The organism is uncultured Dialister sp. (assembly GCF_900538805.1).
Lineage (GTDB): Bacteria > Bacillota > Negativicutes > Veillonellales > Dialisteraceae > Dialister.
Map to the genome: position 1 here is coordinate 1 of NZ_UPZP01000085.1, position 10,537 is coordinate 10,537.

10 protein-coding genes are annotated in these 10,537 nt (G+C 50.3%); 8 read left to right on the forward strand and 2 right to left on the reverse strand.

Going from position 1 to position 10,537, the window contains the following annotated elements:
• Positions 1–217 precede the first annotated feature (217 nt).
• Genes QZQ29_RS07500 through QZQ29_RS07525 form a run of 6 tightly spaced genes read left to right on the forward strand, consistent with a single transcriptional unit; the run spans position 218 to position 7,620 of the window.
• The gene (locus QZQ29_RS07500; protein WP_296961913.1) at positions 218–1,942 is read left to right on the forward strand and encodes a proline--tRNA ligase; all 1,725 of its coding nucleotides are present in this window, start codon (positions 218–220) and stop codon (positions 1,940–1,942) included.
• Between the two features lie 32 nt (positions 1,943–1,974).
• A complete protein-coding gene (locus QZQ29_RS07505; protein WP_296961914.1) occupies positions 1,975–2,262 on the forward strand; it encodes a chorismate mutase in 288 nt (95 codons plus the stop codon).
• Positions 2,259–4,391, forward strand: coding sequence for an ATP-dependent RecD-like DNA helicase (locus QZQ29_RS07510; protein WP_296961916.1), 2,133 nt, complete (start codon positions 2,259–2,261; stop codon positions 4,389–4,391). The genes QZQ29_RS07505 and QZQ29_RS07510 overlap by 4 nt, the downstream gene beginning before the upstream one ends.
• Positions 4,388–5,038 (forward strand): ComF family protein, encoded by a 651-nt coding sequence (locus QZQ29_RS07515; protein WP_296961918.1) that lies wholly within the window; start codon positions 4,388–4,390, stop codon positions 5,036–5,038. Before QZQ29_RS07510 ends, QZQ29_RS07515 begins: the two co-directional genes overlap by 4 nt.
• A gap of 23 nt (positions 5,039–5,061) precedes the next feature.
• Entirely contained in the window at positions 5,062–6,252 is a 1,191-nt protein-coding gene (locus QZQ29_RS07520; RefSeq protein ID WP_296961920.1) for a hypothetical protein, read from the forward strand.
• Between the two features lie 18 nt (positions 6,253–6,270).
• A complete protein-coding gene (locus tag QZQ29_RS07525; RefSeq protein WP_296961922.1) occupies positions 6,271–7,620 on the forward strand; it encodes a glycosyl hydrolase family 18 protein in 1,350 nt (449 codons plus the stop codon).
• A gap of 70 nt (positions 7,621–7,690) precedes the next feature.
• Here QZQ29_RS07525 and QZQ29_RS07530 read toward each other — a convergent pair whose 3' ends face one another.
• Positions 7,691–8,314 (reverse strand): HD domain-containing phosphohydrolase, encoded by a 624-nt coding sequence (locus QZQ29_RS07530; protein ID WP_296961924.1) that lies wholly within the window; start codon positions 8,312–8,314, stop codon positions 7,691–7,693.
• Between the two features lie 111 nt (positions 8,315–8,425).
• Positions 8,426–8,680, reverse strand: coding sequence for a GNAT family N-acetyltransferase (locus tag QZQ29_RS07535; RefSeq protein WP_296961927.1), 255 nt, complete (start codon positions 8,678–8,680; stop codon positions 8,426–8,428).
• A gap of 440 nt (positions 8,681–9,120) precedes the next feature.
• Between QZQ29_RS07535 and QZQ29_RS07540 the strand changes: the two genes are divergently transcribed.
• Positions 9,121–9,822: an MBL fold metallo-hydrolase gene (locus QZQ29_RS07540; RefSeq protein WP_296961929.1), complete on the forward strand. Its 702-nt coding sequence runs from the start codon at positions 9,121–9,123 to the stop codon at positions 9,820–9,822.
• Positions 9,819–10,124 carry a hypothetical protein gene (locus tag QZQ29_RS07545; protein ID WP_296961932.1) on the forward strand — a complete coding sequence of 102 codons (306 nt, stop codon included), beginning with the start codon at positions 9,819–9,821 and terminating at the stop codon, positions 10,122–10,124. The genes QZQ29_RS07540 and QZQ29_RS07545 overlap by 4 nt, the downstream gene beginning before the upstream one ends.
• The last annotated feature ends 413 nt before the right edge of the window (positions 10,125–10,537 follow it).

A 10,537-nucleotide genomic window follows, 5' to 3' on the forward strand; every position in this document is an offset into this window, starting at 1 on the left:
ACAACCCTCGCAGCCACAGGCTGCGTCAAACCTAAGAACCTTCGGGGCGAAAGCCCCGTCAAACTTAAGAACCTTCCTTAAGAACCTTCACCCTCTGAACCCTCTCATTTTTCCCCCAAAAGCTTTCAAAGAGTGGTATAATAAAAAAGCATATAACGAAAAAATTTCGGTATGAAAATCGTTCCGCTCTGCCGGGACAGTTACAGGGGGAGATATTTTGTTAGCATCCAGATTATACAGTCCGACATTACGTGAATTACCGGCTGATGCCGTGGTGGTGAGCCATCAGTACATGCTGAAGGCCGGCATGATGAGGAAGGTGGGGAATGGCATTTATTCCTTCCTTCCTTTGGCATGGCGTTCGATTCAGAAGGTGGAGAAGATTATCCGTGAGGAAATCAATAAGACCGGCGCCCAGGAAATCATGATGCCCATCGTGCAGCCGGCGGAGCTTTGGCAGAAGACAGGCCGCTGGGATGTGTTCGGACCGGAAATGTTCAAGCTGAAGGACCGGAATGACCGGGAATACTGCCTGGGACCTACCCATGAGGAGCTGGTGACTTCTCTTATTCAGATGGACACCACTTCTTACAAGCAGCTTCCTGTTTCCGTATATCAGATCCAGAACAAGTACAGAGATGAAAAGCGTCCCCGTTTCGGTCTCATGAGAAGCCGTGAATTTATCATGAAGGACGGCTATACCTTTGATGCCGACGAGGAAGGGCTGGATAAGCAGTATAAGCTCATGTACGATGCGTACTCCCGCATTTTCACCCGCTGCGGTCTCACTTTCCGTCCTGTCATTGCAGATTCCGGTGCCATCGGCGGCAGCGGCTCCCATGAGTTCGAAGTGCTGGCTGATTCCGGTGAAGCGGATATCGTATACTGTGAAAACTGCGATTTTGCAGCCAACATTGAAGCAGTGGATCCGCTCACCATTAAGAGCTACATCCATAATGATAAGGAAAAGGAAATCGTGGAAACCCCAGGGCAGCATACCATCGAAATGGTGTGCGATTTCCTCCATGCACCGGTGAAGCAGTCCGTGAAGGCTGTGGTGTACAATGTGGACGGCCTGGTGGTGCTGGCCATGGTGCGCGGCGACCATGAAGTGAATGAAACGAAGATTCAGCATATTTACAATGCCATCAATGTGGACATGGCTTCCGATGAGGATTTGAAGAAAGTGGGCCTCACCGCCGGCTACATCAGCCCCATCGGTCTTAAGAGGACGAAGGAATTTGATATTCTGGTGGATCCTACGGTTATGGAAATGCAGGATGCCTGCTGCGGAGCCAATGAAAAGGACAAGCATTACATCCATGTAAACCCGGCCAGGGATTTCAAGGATGTCCGTGTGGAAACCATCCGGCAGATCGAAGAGGGCGATGCATGTCCTCACTGCGGCGGAAAGATTGTCCGCTGCCGGGGCATCGAAGTGGGCCAGGTCTTCAAGCTGGGCACCAAGTACAGTGAAGCGCTCCATGCCACCTTCCTGGACAACCAGGGTAAATCCCATCCTTTCGTCATGGGCTGCTACGGTATCGGCGTTACGAGGACCGTTGCTGCATCCATCGAACAGAACCACGATGCTGACGGCATTATCTGGCCGGTGGCCATTGCGCCTTATGAAGTGGTCATCGTTCCGGCCAATAACAAGTCGGAAGAAGTGATGGCAGCTGCCAAAAAGCTCTATGATTCCATGGAAGACAGCCGGGATGAAGTGGTGCTGGATGACCGGAATGAAAGGGCGGGCATTAAGTTCAAGGATGCAGACCTCATCGGTTATCCTGTCCGTGTCACTATCGGCAAGAAGTGGCAGCAGTCCGGCAGTGTGGAAATCAAAATCCGCCGGTCCGGCGAAGTGGTGGAAGTGCCGTTGGATGAAGCAAAGGATAAGGTACTGGAAATCCTTCAGACCCTTCACGCCAATAATCAGTAAATCCCATTTCTTCCTGAGGGGAGTGGACTGTTATGGAAGACAAAGAGTTAGAGGCTTTAAGAAATTCTGTCAGGAATATAGATAAGGAGCTGGCCGCTCTTTTTGAAAAGCGGCTGGCTCTGTCTAAAAGCATCGCCCAGTGCAAGCTCAAAGCGGAAATCCCGGTCTTTGACGGCAAAAGGGAAGAAAAGAACATAGAGGAACTCTCCCGGCTCATTGAAGATATGTCTGCACGGCCCGATTTCATCCGCTGGTACCAGATGCTTATGGATATCAGCAAGAAGGTGCAGAATCGTTTCATCAGGGGAGAAGAAAAATGACGGAAGAACTGCGGGGCACCGTAAGGAAAATCATATTTTCCAGCGATGACGGCAGATTCTGCGTATTCCTCCTGGAAAATAAGGACAGCAGGAAAATCATGACTGCCGCATACAGGGGATCTGCCCCCTATGTGGGGCAGCCTGTGCTGCTTCGGGGATGTTGGGAACGGCATCCCCGTTTTGGCATGCAGTTCAAATGCAGTGCATTGGAAAATGTGAAGCCCGAGGAAACGGAGGAAATCAAGCTGTTTCTGGCGTCCGGTCTCATTGAAGGCATCGGCCCTTCCATGGCAGGAAGGATCGTGGACCGCTTCGGCAGGAAAACCATGGAGGTCTTCGAGGAAAGGATAGAGGACCTTCGGCAGGTGCCGGGCATCGGGAGAAAGACTCTGGAGAAGATTAAGAACTCCTATGAAGAGATTCGCGAGGAGCAGGCTCTTATTATGTTCCTCCAATCCCTGGGGATTTCTGAGCGGTTTGCTTCGGATATCCATAAGAAATACGGTGATGAAACGGAAGAGGTGCTCACCCATGACCCCTACCGCATGGTACGGGACATACCGGGTTTGGGATTCCAGGAAGTGGACCGCATCGCTCTCTCTAAAGGCGTGGATCCCGATGATTCGGACCGGGTGGTTCATGGTATTGAGTATATGATTGCCCGGGCCCTCATGCAGGGCCATGCCTGTGCACCGGAAGAATCGGTTTTCCGAAATACATCTCTCCTCCTTGCGGTGACAGAAGATATTGTAAGAGCTGCAGGAAAGGATGCCATTGAACATGAATATATTCCTTCCGTTCTTTGGAATGATAAACGGTATCTTTACCTTCCATCCCTCTATGAAGCGGAAACGGAGTCGGCCATCCGTATCCGGAATATGATGGACGCTGAGCCCCTGGGCTCTTCAAAGCTGGCCATTGAAAAATTCGAAAGGGAAAATCATCTTTCCCTGGCGGACCGCCAGAAAGAAGCGGTGCAGAAGGCACTGGAGTCGGGGGTGCTTGTCATCACCGGCGGCCCGGGCACAGGAAAAACCACATTGGTCAGGGCCATCATCACTGCGGCCCGTCAGTTCCAGAAAAAGGTGCGCCTCATGGCGCCCACCGGCAGGGCGGCCAAAAGATTGTCCCTTTCCAGTGGCATGAATGCCGATACCATCCATAAAGCATTGGAAGCGGAGCTCCACGATTCCGGCGGCACCTTCTTTAACCGGAATGAATCGGATCCCTTGAAGGAAGATATCATCATTGTGGATGAAGCATCCATGATGGATATTTCCCTCTTCTACCATCTGCTCTGCGCCCTGAAGGAAGGAGCAAGGCTCATTCTGGTGGGGGATATCGACCAGCTCCCGCCGGTGGGACCGGGATCTCCCCTGAAAGACCTGATTTCCTGGGGAAAGGTGCCGGTGGTCAGGCTGGAGCATATTTTTCGCCAGAAGGAAGGGAGCGGCATTATCGACAACGCCGCCCGCATCCGCCATGGCGACATGTGCTTCCCCGATGAGGAAGGAGAGTTTTCCATTTACTATGCCTCCTCGGAAATGGACGCCTTCGGCGCCGTCATGAACTATTGCCGGCAGCTGGACTATGGAAGCGAACTCATGAAAATGTCCATGCAGGTCCTTTCTCCCATGTACCGGGGCACCTGCGGCGTGGACCATCTGAACCATGCCATCCAGGAACTGGTCCATGGCCATCCGGTGGAGGGAGCATCCCATTTCCTGCCCGGCGATAAGGTGATGCAGAAGAAGAACGACTATGAAAAGGGCGTCTACAATGGGGACCTGGGCATTGTGTGGGCAGTGGACAAGAATAAAATCTTCGTGCGCTATGACGGCAAAGAAGTGGTGTATGAAGGGGAAGACAGGAACAGCATCCAGCTGGCCTACGCCGCCACGGTGCACAAAAGCCAGGGCAGCGAATACGATACGGTGATCCTGGTGCTCCTTCCTACCCAGAACATCATGCTGAAACGGAACCTTCTCTACACCGGTGTCACCAGAGCCAGAAAGAAGACTATCCTCATATCCACAGACGACGCCATCGCCCGGGCAGTAAGCCGGCAGGATACCGAGAGCCGCTACAGCCTTTTCCTGCCGCTGCTTAAAGGAGAGGCAAACAAATGAAACTTTTCCATGACCTGGCGGACATTTTCTATCCCGTCACCTGTCCGGGCTGCGGAAAAGTGGTGGACCGGGATCAAGTGTGGTGCGAAGAATGTTTCAAAAAAGTATGGAACCCAAGGCTTTTAAATTCCTCCCACACAGACCATCTCCACGGCTGCTACACCCTGTGCAACTACGAAGGCGCTGTGAGGCAAGTCATTATCCAGCTGAAATACGGCGGCCGCATAGACAGAAAACGGGCCTTCCCGCCTCTTCTGGCCCGGTTTCCCTACTGGGACAGGCTCTCCTTCTGCCGCTGCGTCATTCCGGTGCCACTGTCTAAAAAGAAATGGCACAGCCGGGGCTATAACCAGGTGGACATGATGTTTGAAGAATGGATGAAAAAAGCGGGAAAAGAATACCTGCCAAGGGGCCTCGTCCGCTTCCGCGCCGCCGAAACCCAGTCCCTCCTCTCCCGAACAGAAAGGTATGAAAACATTAAAGGCATATTTCATATCAATAGAAATGTGGATGTCAAAGAAAAACATATCCTTCTGGTGGATGATGTCTACACCACCGGCGCCACCATGGAATCCGCCGCCCATGAACTGAAACGGGCCGGCGCCGCTTCCGTGACAGGACTCACCATAGCCAGCGGCGCCATGTAAAGATTTGCTGAAAGGATGAATCTATGAAAATAAAAAACAGCACGGCTATGAAAGAAAGGGTTCTGGACCTATGGAAGACCTATCTCCTTTCCGTAACGGCCCAGGACATGCTCCTTGGGGAGGTGGCGGACCATCTCTACGTGGGGGATGTGGATTTTAAAAAGCTCTCTGCCAAAGGGAAGAGGGCGCCGGTTTCTTCCTATGTGGACATCGGATTTTCCGACGACATCGGCGAGATGGCCTATGAGCTTTCCCATGGGGGAGAGGACCTTGCGCCTTATTCGGAGCTGTCCCGTTTCATGAAGGAAGAGGAAATCGGGGATGCTCTTTATGATTACCTTCTTTCCCACATTACCATGCACAAAGCCGCCGACATTCAGGATAATCCCTACTACAAGAAAGTGAAGGTGGAAGGGAAAACCAGGGAGGGACATATCACCCTTTCTGTAAACGACTATCTGCCGGGGGAACTTATCCAGACCTACCATGACGGATTTCAGAGGGAGGATCCCTTTGCCTACGGAGAAGGGGCTTTTTTTGACAGCAGGGCTCTTTTTCCGGTGCTCCTTGAAAACGGCGCTGTGTGGATGAGCGTGGTTTTAAGTGAAATCGAATCCATGAAGGAGCCTTTGAAAAGGGCAGGGGGGAAGGTCATCACCTACGGCCTTGGCCTTGGCTACTATACCTTCATGGCCTCTGAAAAGGAGGATGTGGAATCGGTGACGGTGGTGGAGCTCAATCCTTACATGATTTCTCTCTTTAAAAAGAAACTGTTGCCCCAGTTTCCCCACAGGGAAAAGGTGCATATCATTGAAGGCAATGCTTTAACCTATATTATGACCCAGGAAGACGGTGCCTTTGACTATGGCTTCAGCGATTTCTGGGGCGGCCTTTCTGACGGCCTTCCTTTGTATCTATCCTTTGCCAAAGGATGCGCCCGCTTCCGCCATACCATGCACGATTACTGGATAGAAAACGCTTTCATCGATTATTATTTCCGCCCGGCAGTCATGATTTATCTTATGGAAAAGGTGCTGGGCCGGAAGGAAAAGCCTTTGGACCAGGGAAAGAAGGCAGCAAAGATCTTAAGGAAATTCATTTCCTTCCTGGATAAAGAACCGTTTGCTCTGGAAAGGGAAGAAGACATATATTATCTGCTGGATACGAAGACACTGGCCGCTTTGGTCAGAAAATTTGTAGCAGAGTGTTTATAACAGGGGAAAGGAGAAACATTGCTTAAAAAGTTAACAGCAGCAGTCCTTCTCACGCTGGCCCTTCCGGCGGCAGTTTCTGCCGCCGGTTCGGTGCCGGTCAAAATGAAGGGCGGCGATTTCAAAAATTTCAATGCTTACGAAGTGGACGGTACCTTCTATACTGCTCCGGTGGTGCTTACTAAAGGGGGAAAGTGGAAACTTTCCTGGGAGAAGGATAAGCTCTATGTGTATCTCACTCCGGCGGCCATGAAAAAAGAAGAAAAAGTGGAAATCCCCTATAAGGAGCTGGAAGGAAACCGGTATGTGGATTTGTCCTTCTTCAGCCGGAGTGCCGGCCTGTCCTACACCTATAAACCGAAGAAAAAGGAACTTACCGTCAAAAAAATAAAGGAAAAGAAGGAAATGGATAAGAAGAAAGAGGCCACCCAAAGACCGCTGGTTCTCTGGGACATCAACTATTTCTTCAAAAATGAAAATTCCGATTTTGCAAGCCTCTCAGGCACCCATATCCTTGCTCCCACCATAGGAAGCTATCAGGACGTGGAGGACAACAAGTACAGCTGGAACTTTGACTACCTCAAAAGGGCCCGGCAGGCGGACATGGAAGTGATGCCCCTCATCCACAATGACTTCGAAGTGAAGAAAACCTCCCTTTTCATGCACGACACTAAAAGGCAGGAAAATTTCATTTCAAAAATCGCTGCGCTCTCTGAAGTGTATGGCCTTTACGGGTACAACGTGGACTTTGAGAACATGGACCCCAAAGACAGGGACCTTTTCACCGATTTCATGAAGAACCTGTCCCAGCCCCTCCATGGGGCGGGACAGAAGCTCACCGTGGACATTACCGTCTACAACGCCGGATCTCCCACATGGAGCCTCTGCTACGACCGGGAAAAGCTCTCCGAATTCTGCGACTACGAAATCATCATGGGCTACGACGAAACTCCCAGAACCAGCCCTTACGCCGGCTCTGTTTCCTCCTACAGCTGGCTGGACAGGAGCATACAGAAACTCACTGCCATGGTGCCGCCGGAAAAACTCATCCTGGGCCTTCCTTTCTACACAAGAATCTACGAAGGAAATCCGGGACACATGAAATCGAAAGTCCTTGCCATGAAGGACCAGGAAGCACTCATGAAAAAATATCGCCTGAAACCCATCTGGCAGCCAGACGCCAAACAGTACACACTCACCTGGAGACAGGGCGGAATCCTCCACCGGACTTATCTGGAAGAAGAAAAATCCCTCAGGGCGAAATTGGAACTGGAAAAGAACTATAATCTGGCAGGGCTGGCCTTCTGGAGATATGGATTTGAGAAACCGGGGATATTTGGGGAGCTGGAAAGAAAAGACGATAGACAGTAGATATCTGAACCCTCACGCCCGCAGGGCGTGTCAGAAGGCAATAAAAAAGCGCCTGCTTTCGCAGGCGTTTTTATGTGGGTATGGTATTGCTGTGGAAGAGCACTTTCAGGAAGGCCGATACCACTTCCGGATCGAAGAGGATGCCGGAGCCGGTCATAATATCCCGGGATATTTCATTCATATCCTTTGTTTTGAAATCCGGGGAGGAATACACCATGTCGTCGTAGTAGCTGGCTACGGAGATGATTCTGGCACCCAAGGGGATGTTTACGTTTTTCAAATGCTTCGGATATCCGGTGCCGTCCCATCGTTCGTGATGACAGCGGATGTAGGGGAGAAGGTCCTGGCAGCCGGGCACCGATTCCAGCATATTGGCTCCCAGCTCCGGATGTTTCTTGTAAAGGGAGAGCTCCCTTCTGGAAAGATAGGGGACTTTGGTCAGAATGTGGTTGGGAATGGTGAGGAGTCCGATGTCGTGAAGGAGTCCGGCATAGCGGATGAGGGTGATTTCATTGGCCGGAAGCCGCATGTATACGGCGGTGGCGCCGGCGTAGTTGGCTACCCTCACGGAGTGGTCGTAGAGATCTTTTGATTTTAAACGAAGCAGTTCGATAAAATGGGTGGTTATCATATCTAGTGTATTCTGGGTTTCCCGGAAGGTGCCGGGGCTTTGGAAAAGTGATGAGCTGTACATAGGGTTTCCCGTTCCAAGGAGGCGCTGATGCAGAGGAGAGTCTGCATCAGCGCTTTCTTATATCATAAAAAAGCAGCCTTTGAAAGGCTGCTTTAAGAATGTCTAAAGAGCCTACATTTCGATTTTCTTTCGTTTCATCCAGGCTGTCATGTAGGAACAGTCCGATTTGACAGGATGGTGATTTTCCGAAGCCCAGCGGTAGAAAGTTTCTGCCAGCTTGGCCGCAATGCCCCTTCCGCCCAGTGCTTCAGGCACAATGGTATGGATAACGGTAACGGTACCGTTATCTTCTGTGTATTCCAGATAGGCCCGGCCTTCCGGATAGTTGATTTCAAACATGTGATTTTTCGTGTCGTGAGTAATCATAGTGCACCTCGTATTTATTACAATGATATTTTACATAAACCGACAGGAAAGGTCAAAGGAATGTTTATTTGGGGATAGTGAACTAGTGTACTAGTGTACTGGTGGGCTGGTGCGAGTCAATGTTAGCAGGAACCGATATTCTTCTCTGTCGCTAAGAATGACGCATAGGACGGGAAGGTAATCCCGTAACGCTGACTATAAAACTTATCGCTGCCAAAGGCAGCGATACCACAACCCTCGGTCCGTAGGACCGTCAAACTTAAGAACCCTCCGGCCGTAAGGCCGGTCAATCTTAAGAACCTTTTACACATCCTCTGAACCCGGGCCGCATAGCAGCCCCATATGATATAATTATTATACAGCTTCCCTGAGAGGGAAACATTACAGTTAAAATCTATTAGCAGATACAGAAAATCCTGTTTATGACGAGAGGAGAACCTATGAAACCGGTGGATTTATATTTCCTTCACCACAGCGGCTTTATGCTGGAGCTGGAGACGATGATTCTTGTTTTTGATTACTACCTGGACCCTTTGAAAAGGCTGGAGGACCGTTTGGAAAAGACGGATAAACCGGTTTATTTCTTTGTTTCCCATGTACACGGAGACCATTTCAATCGGGCCATTCGGAAATTTGAAAAAAGGGCGTCCGGTTATTTCCTGCATCGGGACTGCCGTCTGGCACTTGCCGACGAGAGTCTTCTTCATGAAATGGATGTGGGAGAGACGGTTAATGAAGGGCCCCTTTCTGTTCATATGTACGGCTCCACCGACGCCGGCGGCTCCTACATGGTGGAGGCAGAGGGACTGACCATTTTCCATGCAGGGGATTTGAACTGGTGGCACTGGGCCGGTGAGGGGGATAGCGAGAACCGGGAAGCCAGGGACTGGTTTTTCCGGGAGCTTTCCTGCATAAAGGAGAAAGATGTGGATATAGCCATGCTTCCGGTGGATGCCCGGCAGCAGGCAGCCAGGGAATGGGGCGTGAAGGCGTATCTTTCCCATTTTTCCGCAGGCCTTCTCATTCCCATGCATGCTTTCGGACAGCGATGGGCGCCGTCCTATGAGTTCCGCTGGCTTTTCCCGAAGCAGCAGATGTGGATTCCCAAAGAAGACGGCGATCATGCAGGGAGGGAATTATGATTTCCATGACCTGGATTTACATTATGCTCCTCATGCTGGCAGGAAGCTTTATTCTGCAGATGGTGCCGCTTCTGATTTATTTCCCGGCCGTGCTGATTGTGAATATCCTTATTTTCATTATTGCCTTTATTCTTATCCGGCGGGATCCCTATGTGGAAAAGAGGGGAAATATTCTTTTCATGGCAGGCCTTACGGTGATTAATATCCTGACGGATCTGGGAATCCTTTCGTACATGATGTCCTGGGCTGCCTTTGCAGCGCTGGTGGTGTGGTCCATGTTCGGCGGCGGCAGGGGGCATTGATTTCTTCGTTTTATCTTGTTATCTATCTATTTGTACCATACCTCTTCTTGACAAGAATTTATAAAAATTTTAGAATAAAAACAGGTGCTGAACCAAGTGAACATTCCTGTCATGGTATGATTCTGATTATATACAACAGCTCCTGCAGGGCATGCGTTTCTGCCGCAGGGGCTTTCTCCCCATGGAATAAAAGGGGTATAATATTTTTCATTCATAAGGAAATCCATCTGTTTCAGCCTGGGAAAATTCAATTCTCCATGGCCGGCATGGATTTCCTTTTTCGTGCTTTCATTAGGGAAGCACTGATTAATTCATAGAGTCTGCTTTTATAAGAAATTTTATGCACTGCTTCGTCATGGGACTCCTTAAATAGCTCGCTATTCGCGTCATCCCATTCCTCGCATTGCATAAAA